The sequence below is a fragment of the Candidatus Phytoplasma australasiaticum subsp. ipomoeae genome (assembly GCF_024425275.1).
GTDB lineage: Bacteria > Bacillota_I > Bacilli_A > Acholeplasmatales > Acholeplasmataceae > Phytoplasma > Phytoplasma australasiaticum.
Map to the genome: position 1 here is coordinate 1 of NZ_JALQCV010000008.1, position 21,647 is coordinate 21,647.

Sequence of the window (21,647 nt, forward strand, 5' to 3'; positions counted from 1 at the left end):
AAAATAATTTTAATAAACTTAATTTATTTTTTCCTAAAACCATTGTCTATCACACTTTTTATTGTTTTTTTATTCCTCGATTTATAAGACTGTATAAATATATTTAAATTAGCTATTTATATTTTAATATTAATTGTATATTTTTTTTTTTTTTTTTTTTTTTTTTTTTTGAAAAATTAAATTTGATTTTTAAAAATTCTATTTGAGGTTAAAAAAATAATTATTTTTGATTCTATTAGAAATAAATTATGTTTATTTATCAATTTTAAAATCTTTTTAATAAAATATTAACTAATTATTGTCAAATAATAATTAATTATTAATATAACTTAATAAATTAAAAAAGTAAAACAAACAAAATATTTATTAATTTAATTATATTTTTAATATTAATAAGATAAATTATTATTTATAAAGATAGGTTTTATTATTTTTTTATGTTAAAATTTTTAACAGAAAGCAATTTTCATTAGAAATGAAATAATTTAAAAATGAATAAAATAATAAACAAAAAATTCTTAATAATATTTTTATTACTTATTTTTATTTCAATATTTTATTATCTTTTAACTGTTAAAAAAAATAATTTTTTTATTTTTAATCATCTTCAAAATCATAATTTAGCTCATATTCCTAAAATACTTCAAAGACAACCAAAATCTGAATCTAAAAAAGAAGAAAACTTAAAAATTTTAAATAAATATTATCATTTATTACGTTTTATAGAAAAAATTTATATAAAATATCAAAATAAAGTTGAAAAAATTGATAAAGAGTTAAATTTATATCAAAAAGATTCTTTGAATTTAAATAAAGAGTTACGTCATTATAAAAATTTAGAAAAAATTTTTAATAACAAAATAGTCCAAATCACAAAAGAATTAGATTTGCAAAAAAAAACATTAATAGAACATAAAATTTATTCTTTTAAAAAATCTTCTTTAATGATAGAAGAGCAACATCTTCAAGAATTGAAACAAAAACATGATGACATGAAAAAAATAATACAAGCCAAAAAAGATCAAATTCAACAGACAAAAATAAAAATAATTGAATTGGCAAAAGCTAAAAATATTTATTATGAAACACTATACAATTTAAGCGGTTACCCGGAATCCCAAACTTTAAGCAAACTAACCCATCGCCAGCAGTTGATCAACACTAAAAAATTAATAACGATTCCTGAAAAACAAGAGTAAACAATAAACTAAGAAGCCAAAAATATAAGAAGATAATCTCTTTTTTGTACACTACTAGCAACCAAATAATTCAGAGGAAACTAAAATAAAAAAGTTATTAAATTTATCATTAATAAACTTATTTTTTTGATTTAGAGAAGAAAATTTTGTAATAGATATCAAATAGATAAATCTAGACTATAGAAATGCTGATAATCTATTTTTATTAACTGACAAATTCGAATAAATAAATATCATATTTATCTTTGATTTTGATTAATTTTTTCTTCTTATTTACTAAAATTATCATATGAGATAATATAACATCAATGTAATATTATTTAAATTTAGAAAAACACAAATAATTCAAAAATTAATGACAAAAAAATCAATAATAATCCTGAAATAAATCAATTATTATGCTTGAAATAAAATTTCAAAATGATATTTACTTGAAATTTGTCATTGATGAACAAAATATATGAAAGTCTTCGAGTTCGCTATCCTTCTATTTATTATGAATTACAAAAAAATGATAGTTTTGTATTATCTAACAAGTTTAAATCATGTTCTATTGAAAAAATAAAAATAATCTTAAAACATTCGGAAGACATTGAAAATATTTTAATTCAAGTACACTACCAAAAAAATAAAAACAATCAAATAGAATTTAGTATTCCTTATATGATGCTTTTAACATATAATCAAATAATTGAAATTTTATTAGATAAATATGGAGAAGTTCTTGGAAACTATTTCTTGAACCGGACATGTACTCAAATAAATGAATATATTAAAAGATCTTCAGAAGGTTTACAAATACATCATATTAAAGAAAATGAAATGAAAGGATTATCTAATCCTGAATTTGCTCAACAAGCTCCTTTTAGTTATCAGATGGGGTATAATTTGGTTTATTGTAATTTACTAGAACATTTTTTGTTTCATTGTAAAATTTGGGATCATTCAACTAACCCATTACAAATTGATGTAGAAAAAAATGGAGCTAAAATATTGTTAAATGAATTAAAAAAAATTCATTTTGATAATGCTTGGCAATATCAAAATTATAAACGTAAAGCGGCTCAAACCATTTTTTTCAAAAAAAATAATTTTTTCAATTCCGTAGATTTTTTATAGTTTTACACATAATTAAATCTTGATAAAATATTGAGTAAAACCGGGTTTATAAACAAAAAAACTAAACCATTATTTATTATTTAATCCTGGTAAATTTTTTAGGTGTTCCAAAGTTTAGACACTTTTTAATTTTTAAAAAACTCTTTAAGACTAACTTGATAGTTAGTCTTTTGTGTTTTAAAAATTAAAAAAATTCTTCTTTTTCTCAAAATATTTCAGAATAATTCTAACTTTACAAAAATTATTTAAAAATTTTAAAAATTAAAATTTAATTTTTTTAATATTAGCAAACCTTAAATAATTTTTTTTCAAAGGATTTAAATTGTTCTCAAAAGTGATTTCCGCAAAGTGATAAATTAATTAGCATAATAGATTAAAAATATGGAAAAATATTTAGGTTTACCAATGTCTTCGATAATAATTAATTCATATAAAAACAGAAAATTTTTACTGTTAAATAATAAATTAACTAAGAAAATATTCATTTTTCAATTAATTTTATTTAATATAAGATTCCCAATTTAATATAAGATAAAAAATCATATTTATTAAGAATAAAAATTGCCAATTGGGAATTGCCATTATTTTGATTAAATATTTTTTAATATTTTTCGACATTACAGTTAATGATGAAAATAAATAAATAATCAATGGACCTCCCAGAATTAAAGTAGACCAATAATTTTTTATAAACGGAATTATAATACTGGTTGCATTTAATAATTTTAAAATAATTTTTCCTAAAAAATATAGAAAAAATAGATCAAGAATAATTTTTAACCATCTTTTAGAATGGTTGTAAAAATATAGAAATTTATCCGAAAATTGAGTAGAATTAATTAAAATTATATCATTAAATGAAACAAAATTATTAGTCTTAAAAAGATATTTATAATAAAATTTTTTTAAAATTTCATCAAAAGAATATTTAAAATTAGAATTATTAAGATTAGGTTTACGCAAAGAATAATTACGGATAACTTTTTTTATTAAAGGAGAATAAGATCGATCTTGAAGATTATTATTATTTGATAATTTGTGATTTGTTAAATTTAAATTAATACCAAAAATATCTTTTTCATAAAAATTTTTATTTTTTTGTAATAAAAGTAAATAATCATATTCAAAATCATTTGATCTGAATAGAGAACGAAAAAAACCATTTTCTAATAATTTAATTATTAAATCTACATGTTGACCAGATTTTAGCCTAATTATATTTTGATGATATTCGAAATCTTTATTTAAAGAACTCAAGATATTTTCATCACCAAATATAATAATTTTACCTTTAGAGGATAATGAATTTAACATCATTGGATAAATATTTTTTTGAAAAATTTCTCTTCTTTTTTCGTTATGTAAAAATTCTTGGTAATGATTTTCATAATATTTGGATAATGTATTACCATCACAAATAATTAAATCTAATGTTGGAAAACAAAATTTTTTATTTTCGACATCAACACAAAGTAATTCTTGATTTTTTAATAATAAATTCATACGAGCTAAACTAAAACCTATAGGACGATAACGGGTAAATAAATTATTATTATAATCTGAGATAATACAACCACCATATATATTACCTTTAAAATTTTGATTATGATGTATTTCTAATGCGGTAACAATTTTATTTAATATTAATCCCAAATCATTATCACAAGTCATATCATAAATATTGGCATTTATTAATAATTCTGATCTAACTAATTCAGGTATTAAATGATTAAAAAAATCTAAATTTAGAATCTTTTTATTAGTACTATTTTTTTGTTTTTGATGTTCTTCGATAATATATTGAAATAATTGGTTTAAATTATGAATCGGTATTTGATTAATAATCAACATTATATTCGAAATAAAATTAGGGTCTAATAAAACCAAATTATTTTTATATAAATTTATTTCTCTAAATAAATATTGATATTTATTGTTATTAGAAATATCAATATTATAAAAAGCTTCATGTAAGTTATCAATTAATTCTGCTTCGGTTAATTTTTTATTTATTAATTGGTTAACCAAAAAAGACCAAAATAAATTTACAGGTAAAATAAAATGATTACTAATATTCGTATCCTGAGAATCTTCATATAAATGTTTTTGTTCATATTGGTATGACAAATATTTAAAAGTAATTAAACTGCAAATAGATTCTTGAATATAATGAAATGTTCGCGAATGTTTAGCATATTTTTGTAACAAATGAATTAATTGTTTTTCAGGAACAATACTATCATTTAATAACATTAATTTTAAAATTCCATTTCCGCTATCTTTATTTATAAATAGCTATCTTTTTTTATCATCTAAAAAGGAATTTTCGTTAATATATGTTGTTCTTAAAAATAAATAATAAATTTTTATTATAACTTTAATGTATATTATACTAAAGACAAAAATAAAAATCCATCAAATTGAAAAATATGGATTCATAATTTATAAAATTAATTTAATATGAAATTAATTTCACTAGATGAATCATAAACTTCATTATCTAATGAATCATAACTAATGAATCATAAGTTTCACTATCACTATCTAATGAATCATAAGTTTCACTATCACTATCTAATGAATCATAAGTTTCACTATCTGATGAATCATAATTTTCTTTTTTTGGTGAATCATTATTTTCTTTATCTGATGATTCCGATAATAATTCTTTTGATTTATCATTATCCTTCGTTTTATCAACTTCAGTATTAAGCATTTGTGAATCTTTTATTTCTGTATTACTATTGGTTTCGTAATTTAGTTGATCTTGGATTTGTGTTTTTTCATTATAATTTTTAATAAATTGATTATTTTTGATTTTATTTAATTTATTATTTAAAGATTTAAATTCATTTTCTGTTTTTGTTATTGTTTTTTTAATTTGTATGTTTAAAGAAACATAAATTATAATTAACATTGTTGTGATAAATATTAAATAAATAAAATTAATCAAATATAATAATGTTTTATTATTTTTTGTTTTTTTTGTTTTTTTCATTTTTATAACCTAACCTATAATAAAATAATTCTATTGATTTAATGAATTTTTAATATTTTTAATATTAATGATTATTTACTCATTATTTTAAGACGATAAATTATTATATATATAATAATTTTTATAAAAAATTAACCTTAAAATATTTGTTTTAATTTAAATAATTTGTTTTTTGAAAAAAATTATTCAAATATTATTTATATATTTATTAACAAAAAGTAAATTTTATTTCTTTTTTATTAGTATTATGATCTTTATTTAAAAAATATTTTTGATAAAAATAAAGAAAAAATATCACATTTAATGATAAATATAACTAGATAATACTTTTTTAGTTGGAATTAATTAGTTAATATGAATTTTTAGTATTTCAATAAAATGTTAAAATTTAATTTTATATATTTAGAAAAAATCACGAATAAATATTAAAAATAAATATTTTAATAATAAAAAAATTTTACAATTTTAAAAAAAATTGAACAAATTTTTATCAAAAAAAAATATGAAAAAATAGTTAATAATTTCAAAATCCAGTAATTTTTATAATTCTATTCTTAAGTTAATGCAATAAATAATAATTAATTTTAAAATATAAAAGATAGAATAAATTTTATAACGCGAAATTTAATATAAATCGTTAAAATTATCCAAAAATAAATTAATTAATAATAAATTTAATTGGATAATATTTTATTAATTAATAAAGAAGCTAACCAAAATCCATTTATAATAAATTTTATTAAATATAATTATTTCTTGGAATAAATAAATTTTTTATATCAATCAATTCCAATTTTTTATTTATTTTTATAAATTAATTACTACACTTTTTGGCAATTATTTTATGGTATTATCAATATTTTTAATTATATTAATTTTATTTTATAAAAAAGAAGCTAAAAACATTGTGATTAAAATCAAAATATATTGTTTTAAATTTAAAAATTAAAAAAATTGACAAATTTTTTTATTATTAATTATATTTTGTTGCCTAATCATAAAAAATTGAATTAAAAAATTTTTTTATATTACTTATGTAAAAAAATTTTAATTTAATTATTAATTTTTATTTATCATCCTTCATTAACAAAAAACCTTATTAATTTTTTTATTAGTTAATATTTATTGTTGTGTTCGATGGCATTTTCATAATATAAAAATAATAATACCAATAAAAAGCTAAATAAAAAAATATTAAATTAAAATACTATTTTTTTATTTGGCCATTTTATGTTAAAAACTCTTTTTAATTTTATTTTTGTATTTAAAAAAATATTAAATATTTTTATATGTTGAACAAAAATTTATTTTTATTTATGAAATTATATAAATCGTTAATATTTGTAATTGTCCATATTTTAAAAATATAATTTTAATAATAAACACAAAATTATAAATATATAAAATTTTTGCATTTAATATTAATTAATACTTAATATTAAGAATTATTTAATTTTTCATTAATTTAATATTCATTATTAAAAATAAATTATCTTCTTATATATTTTTATTTTTAATAAATCAATTTTACCAAAATAAATTTTAAAAAGCAAAATTTAATTTAAATATTTTAAACATTTTATGTTATAATTATCAATAAATTTTTATTTTAATTCTGATTAGAATAGTTAAAAAATTCGAAAAAAACTTGAATATGGCGAAAATAAAAAAAATATTTTTCCTTATTATTATTGTAGTATTATGGTATATTTTAATGTTTAAAAATATTTTTTTAATACACAATAACTTAAAAAATAAATTAGATCAACAAAAAATACAAATACAAAAAAATTCTGAAATCAATGTTAGCGATCAAAAATATACAATCAAAGAAAATTCACAAAATTTTAAAGATAAAAATTTATTAGATTTTATAGAAAAAATTTATTTGCAACTTCAGAATAAAATTCATACAATCGATGATGAATTAAAAAAATGTCAAACAAAAAATTATAATTTGAATGAACAATTTGTGCATAATTATAAAAAATTAGAAGAAATTAACCAAAAAATAAGTCAAATAACAAATTCATTAAATAAAAAACAACAAACGTTAATTCAAAATAAAATTTCTACTTTTAAAGTAGATTCTTTAACGCCACTGCAACAACAAATTCACCATCTTAGAAAAAAACAATCACAATTAGCAGAAGAAATAAAAAATATTAAGATTCAAATAAAAACAATAAAAAAAGATAAAATTGACTTAGAACAAGCTAAATCTATTTATCATTTGGTACTATACGAATTAAGCCAATACAATAATAATATAACTATAACTATCGAAAATTAATAGTTTTAACTAACAAATATATTTATTTTAAATATTAATTCGGATTATTTTTAATCTTAAATTACTAATTTTATTTTTCAAAATTTACTTTTATATTTTTTTACTAATTAAATTTAATTATTTATATTCTAGTTAAATTAAAGAGATGATGTAAAATAGTATTAAAAAACAAATCCAAATTATTTTTATAACATAAAAATAGTTCTGGATTATTTTATGTATTTTAAATTAAATTGGTTAATTAAATTTGTTATATTTTGATTAAAAATTAATTATTATAATTTTAATTTATTTTTTAAAGTCTTCAATATATAATTAATTTTATTAATTTTTTTAAACAATAATTTTCGTATTTAACTAAAATATAACCCAATAATTAGATAACTATTAATAAGAATTGGATTAATTAGCAGGTTTTATTAGATATTTGCGATATAAGCAATTAGTAATAATCCTAAAAGTAAAAAAATATTATAAAAAAACATTATAAAATGATCGTTAATCTTTAAAATAATAAACAAAAAGTTATATTCAGAGATTTAAATAAAAATGTGCTATTAAAATACAACAAAATGCAATCAATTTTTTTAAATTTAAAATTTTAAAAAGTATAGTAGTCAAATAAATTGATTAAAATAGTGAATAGATATAGTTAAATTAGGATAATTTCCCAATAATAATACAACCTTAATTAATCTAAGAAATATTAATTATTAAAAAATTAATATTTAATATTAAATTTTATATTAATAAATTATTAAAAAAATTTATCCAAATATAATAGTATATTTGTATATGACTATATCAATAAATTAACAAAAAATATTAATTATATGTCAATTGTTAATAAAGTATTAAAGTGACATCCTATCAAAGCTAAAATTATATTAATAATAAAATTTTAATTTTTAACAATAGCTTTTAATTATAAATAATGAAAAAATACCATGTTTAAAACAATTAAAATATTAAATTATAATTTTCATTTTTATTAACTAAAAAATTAATAAACTTTGATCAATAAATTAAATATATTTAACCCGGGGATTAATATCTTGAAAATTAATAAAAATTTTTTTAAAAGGAAACAAATATGAAATTTATTAAATTATCAAAAAAAAAATTAATATTTGTAATTATTATTTCAATAATATTATTATTGATAATTTTAACTAATATTGATTTATTAAAATCAAAAAATCAATCTTATCAAAAATCTCATTTATCTTCTGATCAATTAAAACAACTTAATTTATCTCAAAATTTATTTTCATCTGAATTAAAAATTAATAATTATGACAATTCTGGAAATGTTAAATCTTATATTTTTTCAAAAGATTATAAGAGTATAAATGAATTTTTAGATAATATTACTGAACAAGATAAACCAGAAATTCAATATATTAAAAAATTATTTTTAATATATATATCAGAATTAAATTATATTAATAATTCAATAGAAGATTATCAGAATGAAATTATAAAACTTAAAAATAAATTAGATTTTATCCCTATCACAATAAATTCATTAGAGCAAAAAATTGAAAAATTACAAGAAAATCGAAAAGAAATTAACAATAATATAAATATTAAAAAAATACAACAACAAAATAAAAAAAGCGAATTACAAACACAAGGTATAACTGTTTATAATAATCAAGAAATTAATAATATAGAAAAACAAATCGCAAAATTAATAGCACAAAAAGAATCAACCTTAAAACAAATAAGTTCCATTAGATTAGAAAAACAAAATTTACAAAATCTTGAAATAATAGTGCATCAAAAAATAAAATTATACCAGGATCAATATATAAAATTAAATTCCTTATTAAATCAAAAATTTCAACTTTATATGCAAAATTTTTTTATATTTAAAGATTTATATATAAATTCAAAATCTAATCAAAATTAAAAATAAAAACATATTAAATTTAATATATAAAGGATAGTTATTTTTAATTTAATTATTTTTTAATTCTTAAACAAATACGAAATATATATTTTTTTGTTATGTCTTAAAAATTAATAAAAAAAATAAAATCATTAAATTATTATATTATTATTTGAATTTTATATTTGAGTTTTAATGCTAAATAATTTATTAATAATTAATTATTCAGATTAACTTTAAAAGTTAATCTTTATTATTTTTTTATAAGAAATAAAAAATTTAATATGTATAAAGTTATCAAGTTACTTTGATAGTTAGCAAAGTAAATTTTTAATTTTATTTTTATATCATTTATTAATCTAATTAAAAAATTTTAATTTAGTAATTGAAATAATTTATAATAAATTTATAAATATAGAGTATCGAATATAACTTAGTTAAATTCAAAAAGTTTATAAAGGAAGAATGTCAAAAAGTCGATTATAAAACGCTTTAAAATTAAAAAATATTAAATATTTAATAAAATAAATAATTATAAAATAATACTAAAATATTAAAAAAAAATTATTTTCATAATAAAAAATAAGATAAAAAACATTTAAATGAAAAATATTACCAAATCAATAAATATAATAAGCGATGAAATGTTTTAAAAAATATCAAAATTATCATGAAAATTAAATAAGATTTTTAATAGTTATGTTATATTAATTTATTTAAAATATTTAATTATATTATATAATATTAATATATTTATTTGTAATTATCTACAAAAATCATTAGCAATATTAAAAAGGGATATTGAATTAACAAATTAAAAATAATTATAATAAATACCCCCCCCAAATAAATCCTTTTCTAAAGTTAACTATCTCTATATAAAATATTTAGTTAAAATTTAAATAACAAGGGGTATAAATTTTTTATGTTGCAATTAAAAATCAAATTAACTTTATTTTATTCAACTTTATTTATTGTTGGTTTTGGATTTTTATGTATTTCTAATAATAACCAAGTTATAGCAATGAATAATAATAATTTATACCAAAATAATTATGTTATTCAGGATGTTAATATCCATGAATTTAATGAATTAGAAAATTTATTATTACAATATAATGCTATAAACCAACAAATTAATAATATTTTGAATAATTTCCAAGATATAGATGTTAATCATTTATTAAAAGAAATTACCGAAATACATAACAAAATAACAACTATTCAAAGAAAAAAAATACATTTTCAAGAACTAATATTAAGAGTTTTGGATAATAAAATGACAATAATCGAATTAGAAAGAAAACATTCATCATTAATACAAAAAATGATGGAATCTATAGATATTATGGACTTTTATGTTAATCAAACGCAAATTAATAAATTACGAAATATTCAAATCAAAATCGATCAAAATCGACAACAAATGATGCTTATTAAAAATCAAATGTACAATTATCAAAATCAAATAAATAATATATAAAGAAATTGCCAATTTAAAATAATATTAATTTATATATACTATAAATAATTTGTAATAAATATTATTTTTAACATAAAAATCCCTTTTCTGATGCAAAAAAAGGGGATTTTTATTTTTTATTATTAATTTTTTTTAAAAATTAAAATATCAAAATATTATAAAAAATAATAAATAAAATATTATTAATTTTTTTAAAAAATATTTTAAAATGTAAAATAAATATAGAAAAATTTTTTTATTTTCGTGATTTTATTATCACTAACAATTACCAAAAATTAAATTTAATATACCTTGATTTATAACAAAAATAACACCTATATGAAATTATGTTAATAATAAAACTTGCCTTTTTATTGTTTTTCAGTTATTATAAGGTTAATATTAAATTCAACAAAATTACTAAATATTTTTTATTTTAAAATAAATTAAATTGGCATCTGTATATGGTGCCTTTTTTAGTAAAAAACTATTTAAATCAATAAATAGGATGGATAATTTAAAATTATTTAATTTTCTAAAAAATATTTAAATATGGTTATTAAACGAAATATGTCTTTAAAAATAACAAAAAATAAAATTAATGTTCTTTTATTAACTAAAATTAATAATTTGCCTCGAAAACCTGGTTGTTACTTATTTAAAAATTGTTATAATAATATTATTTATATCGGAAAAGCCAAGAATTTATTTTCAAGAATTAAAAGTTATTTTTATTTAAAGAATCATAATTCAAAAACTAGTAATTTAATTCAAGAAATATGCGATGTAGAATATATTATTACTCATAATGAAGTAGAAGCTTTTATATTAGAAGCTAATTTAATTAAAAAACATATACCGAAATACAATTTTAAACTGTTAGATGATAAAAATTATGCTTATATTGAAATTACTAACGAAAAACACCCCCGTTTAAAAATTTCTTATTATAAAAAAGTTCCTGAAAAAACTAGAGTATTTGGTCCTTATCCATATAATAATAGCATGAAAGAAACAGTACGTTTATTGCATAAAATTTATCCTTTAAGACGTTGTCAACCGATTTCTAAAAAACCTTGTCATTATTATCAAATTAATGAATGTTTAGGTCCTTGTTGTCCTAATAATAAATATATTGATTATTCTTTGAATATTAGAGGAATTAATGATTTTTTACAAGGAAAAAATAAAAATATTTTTAACAAAATTAAAAATGAAATTAAACAAGCTATTAAAACATTAAATTTTGAAAAAGCACAAGAATATCAAAAAATTTTAGAACATTTAAACAATATTACTATTAAACAATTTATTGAATTAAAAACTAATCTAAGCTGCGATATTATTGGTTTTTGTTTTAATAAAAATGAAATTTCTTTGTATATTTTCAAAATGTATCAAGGAAAAATTCAAGAACATTATCAGATAGTATCGGAATATATCGATGATCCCATTGATAATATGATTACTTATTTACATTTATATTATCAAAACAATTTATTACCTAAAAAAATTATTTTAAATCCGGATTTAATTACGAAAAAACCCGAAATAAAAAAAATAATTAATACTAAGTTTTCAGTAAAATTTAACACAGAAGAAAAACAAATAAAAGAATTAGCTCAAAAAAACGCAGAAGAAAATTTAAATAAATATAATTTATTATATAGCGCTAAATTAGAAGCTACAACAATAGCTTTAAGTGAATTATCAAAATTGTATCAAAAAAATATTAATCATATTGAAGTTTTTGATATTTCGCATTCTTTTGGTAAATGTTTTGTGAGCGGCATTATTGTGTTTAAAAATTATCAATTACAAAAAAAATCTTATTGTGCTTTCCGTATTAAACAAATTTACCCAAATGAATATAATTCTTTAGCAGAAGCTATTGAACGCCGATATCAAAAATTAATTAATCTTAATTTGCCCCTTCCGGATTTAATTTTAGTTGATGGTGGCATAGGGCAATTCAATATTAGTCAAAAAATTTTAAAAAATTTCATAAAGGAATTTAATTTAGGTGCTTTAAAAAAAAATAATAAACATCAATTAGAAAGTTTAATTTTATCTAATAAAGAGATTTTATTAAATAAAAAAAGTTTTTTATTTCGTTTTTTATTTTTTTTAAGTGAAGAAGTTCATAATTTTACTATCAATTTTCACAGAAAAATCAATAATCAAGAAAATATTGGCAATCTTATTTAATTTAAAATTAAAAAATATTTAAATTTTACATTTTATAAAGGATATTTATGGATAATCAAAATTTTAGTTATTTACAGGATAAAATTATAATTAAAGGTGCTCGAGAAAATAATTTAAAAAATATCGATGTTGAAATTCCCAAATTTAAGTTAGTAGTTTTTACTGGTATTTCAGGTTCTGGAAAAACTTCTTTAGTTCAAAATATTTTATATCAAGAAGGTAAAAGAATTTATTTAGAGTCTTTAAATTTTTATGATCGTAAATTTTTTCAATTTGCAAAAAAACCTAATATTAATTGTATTTCAGGTTTAGCTCCAGTAATCAATATTGAAAAAAAAAAAATTGTTAATAATTCTAAAGATACTGTTGGCACTATTACAGAAATTTATCATTATTTACAATTAATTTATGCGCATATAGGTGTTTATTACGATATACAAAATAATCAACCTTATCAAAAATATAATATAGAACAAATAATGAATAAATTATTAAATTTTTTTAACAACAAAAAAATTATAATTTTATCTCCATTACATGATAATCAAAAAAAGATATTTCATTCAATCATTTTAAAGTTAATAAAAGAAGGTTTTAATCGTTTTTTAATTAATAACAATTTTTTTACCTTTAATAACATTAAAGAAATTGATTATTTAGAAATAAATGAAATAAATAATATTTTTATAATTATTGATCATTTAACTATAAACCATCAAATAAAAACACGTTTAATTTCTTCTTTAGAATTAGCTATAAAATTTAATAAACAGAAAATATTAATTATGTTACCAAATCAACAAATAATATCTTTTGATTTAGATTATAATGATGGCAAAAACTCTTTAACTCAATTAGAAAATAAAATGAATTTATTTTCTTTTTATAAAAAAAGAGGAATTTGTAATCATTGTAAAGGTTTAGGCAGTATAATGATTTTTGATGAAAAATTAATTTTAGATCAAAATAAATCTATTTTGGATGGAGCTATATTGCCTTTTGAACAACAAAATAATCCGACAGAAAATATTCAAGACAAATTAAAAGTTTTTTTAGATACATATAAAATTGACGTTAATTTGCCTTTAAACCAAATGAATAAATTTATCATTAATATTTTATTATATGGTCCTGATAAATTACCTAATGAAAGTTTAAAATTCCCTATCGGAATTATTCCTATTCTAGAATATTATCAAACAAATTTTGCTAATTATGATAATATTCAAAATTGGTTAAATCAATTTAAATCTTTAACTGTATGTCCTGATTGTTCTGGAGCTAGATTAAATAAATATGCTTTATCTTATCAAATTAATAACAAAAATATTTATGAATTAACCAATTTAACTGTTAATGAATTATTAAATTTTCTAGAAAATATAACATTAAATTCGATAGCGAAAATCAATACCCAAGATGCCTTGATAGCTATTAAGAAACGTTTAAATTTATTAAAAAAATTAGGTTTAGAATATTTAAATTTAAATCGAAACATTAGTTCTTTATCCGGGGGCGAAATACAAAGAATTAAATTAATTAATCAGCTTGCTTCTCGATTAACAGGAGTTATTTATATCATTGATGAACCATCTGTCGGTCTACATCCATATAATAATATTCAACTAATCAAGATTTTACGTCAATTAGTAAATCTAGGTAATACTGTATTAATTATAGAACATGATCAAGAAATTATATTATCTGCAGATTATATTATTGATTTAGGCCCTGAAGCTGGTAATAAAGGTGGTAATATTGTAAGTTATGGAAAAATAAATAATATTTTAGAAGATAAAAATAGTTTAACAGGTAAATATTTAAAAAAAATTTATTCTTTTGAAAACATAATAAAACCAAAAATATCTTCTACAAACGTTATTCAAATAAGAAATGCTTGCGTTAATAATTTAAAAAATATTAATATTGATATACCTTTAAATATATTCGTTGTGATTACTGGTTTTTCTGGATCAGGAAAATCAACTTTACTTAATGAAGTTATATATAAAGGTTTAAAAAAAATTAAAAATTCTACAAATATTACACCTGGTTTTAATCAAGTTATTTTTTCAGAAAATCAAAATAATTTCAAAGATATTATTCATATAGAATCGCCAAATTTTAATAAAATTATTAAATATCATTTAATTAATTATTTAGGAATTTCAGAAATTGTTAGTAACTTATTTTCTCAATCTCCTGAAGCAAGAGCTAAAGGTTATAACAAACGCCGTTTTATTTTAAATTCTGTTTCTGCTTTTTGTCATGCTTGTCAGGGAGAAGGTGTTAAAAAAATCTTTATGGGTTTTTTACCTAATATTATAATTACCTGTGATCAATGTCAAGGTAAAAGATTTAATTCTGAAACCTTAACTATTAGATATAAAAATCAAACTATTGCTAATATTTATGACATGAATATATCTGAAGCATATATTTTTTTTCATAATCATAAAAAAATTAAAATTGTTTTAGAATTGTTAATTAGCGTAGGATTAAATTATTTAAAATTAGGTAATAAATTAGATAATTTATCAGATGGCGAAAAACAAAGATTGATTTTAATTAAAAAAATATATAAAAATTATTTTTCAAAAAATATTTATATATTGGATGAACCGACAAAAGGATTACATTTTTTTGAAATTGAAAAATTAATGTCTTTAATACGTACATTAATTAATCAACAAAATACAGTAATTATGATTGAACATAATATAAATATTATTAAAAATGCTGATTATATAATCGACTTAGGACCTCAAGGAGGAAAAAATGGTGGTTATATTGTAGCTAAAGGCGATATAGAAGAAATTATCAATAATCCGGATAGTTATACTGGTCAATATTTAAAAAAAATAAGGGATAAATCTCATAATGAAATTTAAATTAAAAAGTTTATATAAACCGAGTGGTGATCAACCTCAAGCTATTAAAGAATTATTAAATAATTTTTATAAAGGGGAAAAGGAGCAAATAATTTTAGGTGCTACAGGTACTGGAAAAACTTTCACCATTGCTAATATTATTAATCAACTCAATAAAAAAACTTTAATAATTGCTCATAATAAAACTTTAGCGGGACAAATTTTTAATGAATTAAAAGAAATGTTTCCTGAAAATAAAGTGGAATATTTTATTTCTTATTATGATTATTACCAACCAGAATCTTATGTTGTATCTCGTGATGTTTATATCGAAAAAGAAAAAATTATTAATGAAGAAATAGTAGAATTACGTCATAATACTATTAACGCTTTAATTGATAATAATGATGTTATTGTAGTATCATCTGTATCTTGTATTTTTGGAATTGGAGATATAGAAGATTATAAAAATTCTATTTTATATTTACATCAAAATCAAAACTATCCTATGGATGCATTATTTAAAAAATTAATAGAATTACAATATTGTAGAAATGATTTACAATTAAAAAATGGTAATTTTCGTGTTCATGGTAACATTTTGGATCTTATAAATTCTAATTTAAAAAAAGAAGCAATTCGTTTAATTTTCGAAGATAATAAAATTCAAAATATTCAAATTTTAAATATGATAGATGGCACTATTGTTAAAGAATTAACTAAAGTGATCATTTTTCCTGCTTCTATTTATGCAACTAATCCTAAAAAATTAAAAGAAAGCATTAAAAGAATTAAAATAGAATTAACTAAACAGATTAAATACTTTAAATCCCAAAATCAAATTTTAGAAGCTCAAAAAATTGAAACAAAAACTAAATATGATCTAGAAATGTTAACAGAGTTAGGTTATTGTAAGGGTATTGAAAATTATTCAAGACATATATCTTTAAAAAAAAAGGGGGAACCTCCAACTACTTTAATTGATTATTTTGGTTCAGATTTTTTAATTATTATTGATGAATCTCATATTACTATTCCGCAAATTAAAGGTATGTTTTTTGGAGATTACTCGCGGAAACAAAAATTAATTCAATATGGGTTTCGTCTACCTAGCGCTTTAGATAATAGACCATTAAAATTTAAAGAATTTGAACAAAAAATAGATAAAATCATTTATTTATCAGCAACACCAGGAAGGTATGAATTAAACAAAAATATTCCTATAGTAGAGCAAATAATTAGGCCAACTTTTATTTTAGAGCCTCAAATTGAAATTAGATCAACTCAAAATCAAATGCATGATTTATTTGAAGAAATAAAAAAACGCCAAATCAAAAATGAAAAAGTTTTAGTAACTACTATCAGCATTAATTTTAGTGAAGATTTAAGTTTTTATTTAAAAAAAATGGGTATCAAAGTGACTTTTTTACATAGTAAAATTCCAGCTTTACAACGTTTACAAATTTTACAAAAATTACGTATGGGAATTTATGATTGTTTAATTGGAGTTAACTTATTAAGGGAAGGTTTAGATTTACCGGAAGTTTCTTTAATGATTATTTTAGACGCTGACAAAGCTGGATTTTTACGAAATGAAAGTAGTTTGATTCAAATAATTGGTAGAGCTGCTCGCAATATTCAAGGCCAAGTAATTATGTATGCAGATAACATTACAGATGCTATGAAAATAGCTATTGCCGAAACCAATAGACGACGAATTATTCAGCAAGAATATAATCAAAAATATCATGTTAATCCTCAAATCATTAATAAAAAGATAAATATTAATAATTTTAGTCAAAATCATCAAAAAGATTTTATGAAGGAAATCAATCTTAATCCTAAAAATGTTACTAAAAAAGAATTAATTAAATTAAAAAAATTAATGAAAGAAGCGGTTAAAAAATTAGATTTTGATAAAGCCATTTTTTATAGAGATTTAATCATTTCAATTAATAAAAATAATTCCATTTTATAATGATTTTAACATTATAAATTTTATAATTTATTTATTCTAATTCATAAAAAGAATATAATTTTTTTTGTAATTTGTCTTTTTGTTTATCTAATGTGTCATTAGAATGTTTAACAAAATTAAATTTAATATTTTCGAAGTTTTGAAAACGTTCTTGGTTAAATTGATATTGTTTTTTTAAATTATTAATTATTAATAACGATCTGTTTTTATCGATATCATTCGATTTTTTTGATAATTTATCTTCTAATGTTTCAATTTTTGATCTTATTAACTTTTCTTTGTTCATTAAATTATTAATTTTAAAATCTAAATTATCAATATAATTTTTATCTCTTTTAATTTTAACTTTTAAAAAAAAACTCCATTGATTTTTTATTTTGTTAATTATTTTTTCTTCTTCTTCAGTATTGTTTGCCATTGATAATGTTTTATCACAATTTTGTTCAAAAATATATTTTTGTATTGTTTCTAAATCTTTTAAATTAATTTTAAATTTATAAAAATCTGAAGAAATTTTTTCTTTTTTTTCAGTATTATTTGATGTTTCGACAATATCATTTTTCAAAATTTGCGATAAATATAAATTAATATAATCACTTTTTTTTATCATAAAAAAATATTTTATTAAAAAAATAAAAATAATAATAAACAATAAAATGCATAAATTAAAAGTTGAAAAATTTTTTTTAAAACTCATTATCATCTATTTCTTTTTCCAAATTGATATAAATTAAAAATTAATTAAATAAAAATAATTTTAAAGTTATTATATTAATAATTTTTTTAAATATAAATATATTAAATTTTTTAAAAAAATTATTTTTATTTTTTCATATTAAAATGATAGCCTCCCGTAAATAATAAATAAAAAATTTTTCCTAATATTTAGGCTTTAATAATATTTTAAAAAAATATTAAAATTATTTTTTCTGATAATAATAAAAATTAACTTTAAGTTGTCATTAATTTATCTTTGTTATTTATTGATAAATATTTATTTGCAAAAGCGGGAGGTACATTTTAAAATGTTTTGTATCTATTATCACATTTAATGCAAATATAATGATAACTTAATTAAAATTAATATTTAATCTAATTATAAATTAATATTTAATTATTTTTTAGAAATATACAATACATATTATTAGCGCCATTACCCATATGTTTTAATTCTTGCAAATTATATGTATCATCTTGGCCATGTCTAATTCCGCCATCAAAAAAAACACCTAATAAATTTGGGTCTGGATCTTTAATTGTCCAAATCATGCTGAAATCTTCTAAATCTTCATTATAACGAGCGCTTTGTAAACTCCAATCGAAATATTTATTAAATATGGCATGTTGTTTTAAAATATTAATATTGCCAATAGATACATGAACAATTCTAGTTTGGCCAATAAATTCCTCTCTTGGCGGCATAGCTACAACTACATTTTGGTAGTTATACATATTTAGAACTATAAATAAAAAAGTTAAATACCATAAACTTCGCATATTTTTTTAAATAATACCCTTTTTTTGTTTTCAATCAGAAACTAAATCTAACTAATTTACAATTTATATTCTATATTACTTTAAAAATTTTTCAATAAAAAAATAAAAATTATTTTTGACAAGCCGATTTAAAATTAATTAATTTTTAATATAAAAATGGATAACATTTAAATATATAAAATTTTTCATTTACAATAATATTTTATTATTTTACAGAAAAACCATCAATTATAAATTATACATATTGAAAGTAATTTTTTTGACCTTATTAAGTAATCACTTTTTTTATATTTTAATTTATACTTTACGAATAATAATAAGATCTTTTTATTCTTATATATCCAAAATTATAATATTTAAATTAATTAAGCATAGATTATCAAAATAAATATAATTATGATAAAAAACAATAAACGGTAATTAAATAATAATTTATTGATTAATTGTATATAAAGTAATTAAAATGAAAGAAAAAAGTGCATTAAACCATTTATAAAATGGGTAGGAGGTAAAAGTCAATTATTATCTTTTTTAAATATTATTATAAATTTTTAATATAATACATATTTTGAACCTTTTCTAGGGGGAGGTAGTGTTTTTTATATTTATTACCACAAAAAGCTAATTTGTCTGATAAACCTTAATAATTGCTTGGCAAACATTAAAAAATAATTCTTTTTATGTGCTTGAGTTACTAAAAAAACATGTTGAAAAATTAAAATCACGAAAAAAAAGAATTTTATTATAATTTTTGTCGTCAAAATCCAGTTTTATTAGATGATGTGCAAAAAACTGTTCTTTTTATTTTTCTTAATAAAACTTGTTTTAATGGTTTATATCATGTTAATTTCGAAAATAAATTTAACACTCCTTTTAATGGCAAAGACAAAATTACTTTATCTAATATTATCAATGAAAATAATTTAAACAAGATAATTACTTTTTTAAAAGATCATAAAAATAAAATTTCTTTTTTTCACAATGATTATAAAAAAATTATTGCACAAGCTCAAAAAAATGATTTTATTTTTTTGCCCCCCCTTATGATTCTGACACCAAAACTTTTAATAGTTATAGCATTGAAATATTTGATAAAGATCATCAAAAAGAATTATGCGAAAATTTAAAAGCGGCTCATGTCAGAGGAGTTAAATGGATATTAACTAATCACGATACTACTCTAATTAATTTTTTATATCAATCTTTTTATTTAATTAAAATTCCTGTTGATCGATTTATTAATTATCAAAGAACTAATCGTAAAAATTACACTTATGAAATGATTATTACTAATTTTAATTTAAATTAAAAACAGCATCAAAAAATAAAAAATTTATTATTTTTAAAAGATTTAAAAAACGAAATTATTTATTAAATGATTTTTTTTACAGATTTAAAAATATATAAGTAGAAATCAAAAAAATATAAACCAAGATATAATTTCAAAATTTATATTAAATTATTTTTTGATTTTTTTGTTTAAAAATTGTTAGTTTTCATTTAATAGTTCATTATTTTGCAATATTTGACATTCTTTTTTATATTTTGGTAGGATGGTGATGTCTACAGTGATAAATTCATAATTAACCAAAAATAAAATAAAGAGGTATTAAATGCGGAATTTTGTAGGATTAATTATTTTAGACGGATTAGGTTTATCAATGCAACAAAAATGTAATGCTGTTGCGCAAGCTAAAACTCCTTATTTAGATTATTTATTTTCTAATTTTCCTTCTAATATGTTGCAAGCTTCAGGCGAAGCAGTTGGATTACCTGCTCAACAAATGGGTAATAGTGAAGTAGGGCATTTAAATTTAGGAGCTGGTAGAGTAGTTCATCAATCTTTAACTTATATTAATAGAAAAATTAAAGATGGTAGTTTTTTCGAAAATAAATGTTTTTTAAAAGTAATTCAACACGTTAAAACGAATAAAAGTAAATTACATTTATTGGGTTTGGTGTCTGATGGAGGAGTCCATTCGCATTTAGATCATTTTAAAGCTTTATCGATGGGCGCCAAAGAGGCCTAAATATCGAGTGATTTAACCAATCACCAGTGCAGATAAACACTGAAAGGATAAGAATGGTTCATTAAACGAAAGAATAGTGAATTACAGCAGTTCTTAAAA

Annotated in this window: 12 protein-coding genes and 2 pseudogenes; 10 read left to right on the top strand and 4 right to left on the bottom strand. The window is 18.3% G+C overall.

From position 1 onward, the window contains the following. Positions 1-491 precede the first annotated feature (491 nt). Together NQK76_RS01690 and NQK76_RS01695 are read left to right on the top strand one after the other, a co-directional pair. Entirely contained in the window at positions 492-1,199 is a 708-nt protein-coding gene (locus NQK76_RS01690) for an effector (RefSeq protein ID WP_213680340.1), read from the top strand. A 447-nt stretch (positions 1,200-1,646) separates the two neighbouring features. Continuing rightward, on the top strand, positions 1,647-2,318 hold the full coding sequence (locus tag NQK76_RS01695; RefSeq protein ID WP_255872677.1) for an SAV1803-related protein: 672 nt from the start codon (positions 1,647-1,649) through the stop codon (positions 2,316-2,318). 498 nt (positions 2,319-2,816) lie between these two features. Here the strand turns inward: NQK76_RS01695 and NQK76_RS01700 are convergent, their stop codons facing one another. Further along, complete coding sequence (locus NQK76_RS01700; protein ID WP_255872678.1) at positions 2,817-4,571, bottom strand: hypothetical protein; 1,755 nt, start codon at positions 4,569-4,571, stop codon at positions 2,817-2,819. 247 nt (positions 4,572-4,818) lie between these two features. Continuing rightward, a complete protein-coding gene (locus tag NQK76_RS01705; protein WP_255872679.1) occupies positions 4,819-5,316 on the bottom strand; it encodes a hypothetical protein in 498 nt (165 codons plus the stop codon). Between the two features lie 1,714 nt (positions 5,317-7,030). Between NQK76_RS01705 and NQK76_RS01710 the strand changes: the two genes are divergently transcribed. From NQK76_RS01710 to uvrB, 6 genes are all read left to right on the top strand, one after another. After that, on the top strand, positions 7,031-7,609 hold the full coding sequence (locus NQK76_RS01710; protein WP_193622249.1) for a hypothetical protein: 579 nt from the start codon (positions 7,031-7,033) through the stop codon (positions 7,607-7,609). A 1,093-nt stretch (positions 7,610-8,702) separates the two neighbouring features. Continuing rightward, a complete protein-coding gene (locus tag NQK76_RS01715) occupies positions 8,703-9,524 on the top strand; it encodes a hypothetical protein (RefSeq protein ID WP_213680346.1) in 822 nt (273 codons plus the stop codon). Positions 9,525-10,428: 904 nt separating this feature from the next. Continuing rightward, the gene (locus tag NQK76_RS01720; protein WP_213680347.1) at positions 10,429-10,986 is read left to right on the top strand and encodes a hypothetical protein; all 558 of its coding nucleotides are present in this window, start codon (positions 10,429-10,431) and stop codon (positions 10,984-10,986) included. Positions 10,987-11,535: 549 nt separating this feature from the next. Further along, entirely contained in the window at positions 11,536-13,173 is a 1,638-nt protein-coding gene (gene uvrC / locus NQK76_RS01725) for an excinuclease ABC subunit UvrC (protein ID WP_004994668.1), read from the top strand. A gap of 47 nt (positions 13,174-13,220) precedes the next feature. Beyond that, a complete protein-coding gene (gene uvrA, locus NQK76_RS01730; protein ID WP_255872680.1) occupies positions 13,221-16,064 on the top strand; it encodes an excinuclease ABC subunit UvrA in 2,844 nt (947 codons plus the stop codon). Beyond that, complete coding sequence (gene uvrB, locus NQK76_RS01735) at positions 16,054-18,021, top strand: excinuclease ABC subunit UvrB (protein WP_255872681.1); 1,968 nt, start codon at positions 16,054-16,056, stop codon at positions 18,019-18,021. The genes uvrA and uvrB overlap by 11 nt, the downstream gene beginning before the upstream one ends. A 31-nt stretch (positions 18,022-18,052) precedes the next feature. Here the strand turns inward: uvrB and NQK76_RS01740 are convergent, their stop codons facing one another. Then, positions 18,053-18,718, bottom strand: a complete 666-nt coding sequence (locus tag NQK76_RS01740) for a hypothetical protein (RefSeq protein ID WP_255872682.1) — start codon at positions 18,716-18,718, stop codon at positions 18,053-18,055. A gap of 413 nt (positions 18,719-19,131) precedes the next feature. Further along, positions 19,132-19,518: a hypothetical protein gene (locus tag NQK76_RS01745; protein WP_004994672.1), complete on the bottom strand. Its 387-nt coding sequence runs from the start codon at positions 19,516-19,518 to the stop codon at positions 19,132-19,134. Between the two features lie 782 nt (positions 19,519-20,300). On the opposite strand from NQK76_RS01745, the pseudogene NQK76_RS01750 reads away from it, so the two are divergent. Both NQK76_RS01750 and NQK76_RS01755 read left to right on the top strand, forming a co-directional pair. Further along, positions 20,301-20,827, top strand: a pseudogene (locus NQK76_RS01750) (DNA adenine methylase). Between the two features lie 304 nt (positions 20,828-21,131). Beyond that, positions 21,132-21,542, top strand: a pseudogene (locus tag NQK76_RS01755) (2,3-bisphosphoglycerate-independent phosphoglycerate mutase); the annotation flags it as partial. Positions 21,543-21,647: the final 105 nt, after the last annotated feature.

Excerpts from the sequence above, each read along its gene's own strand:
- NQK76_RS01690 (WP_213680340.1), top strand. The coding sequence starts at position 492 with ATGAATAAAATAATAAACAAAAAATTCTTAATAATATTTTTATTACTT.
- NQK76_RS01695 (WP_255872677.1), top strand. The coding sequence starts at position 1,647 with ATGAACAAAATATATGAAAGTCTTCGAGTTCGCTATCCTTCTATTTAT.
- NQK76_RS01700 (WP_255872678.1), bottom strand. The coding sequence starts at position 4,571 with ATGTTATTAAATGATAGTATTGTTCCTGAAAAACAATTAATTCATTTG.
- NQK76_RS01705 (WP_255872679.1), bottom strand. The coding sequence starts at position 5,316 with ATGAAAAAAACAAAAAAAACAAAAAATAATAAAACATTATTATATTTG.
- NQK76_RS01710 (WP_193622249.1), top strand. The coding sequence starts at position 7,031 with ATGTTTAAAAATATTTTTTTAATACACAATAACTTAAAAAATAAATTA.
- NQK76_RS01715 (WP_213680346.1), top strand. The coding sequence starts at position 8,703 with ATGAAATTTATTAAATTATCAAAAAAAAAATTAATATTTGTAATTATT.
- NQK76_RS01720 (WP_213680347.1), top strand. The coding sequence starts at position 10,429 with ATGTTGCAATTAAAAATCAAATTAACTTTATTTTATTCAACTTTATTT.
- uvrC (WP_004994668.1), top strand. The coding sequence starts at position 11,536 with ATGTCTTTAAAAATAACAAAAAATAAAATTAATGTTCTTTTATTAACT.
- uvrA (WP_255872680.1), top strand. The coding sequence starts at position 13,221 with ATGGATAATCAAAATTTTAGTTATTTACAGGATAAAATTATAATTAAA.
- uvrB (WP_255872681.1), top strand. The coding sequence starts at position 16,054 with ATGAAATTTAAATTAAAAAGTTTATATAAACCGAGTGGTGATCAACCT.
- NQK76_RS01740 (WP_255872682.1), bottom strand. The coding sequence starts at position 18,718 with ATGAGTTTTAAAAAAAATTTTTCAACTTTTAATTTATGCATTTTATTG.
- NQK76_RS01745 (WP_004994672.1), bottom strand. The coding sequence starts at position 19,518 with ATGCGAAGTTTATGGTATTTAACTTTTTTATTTATAGTTCTAAATATG.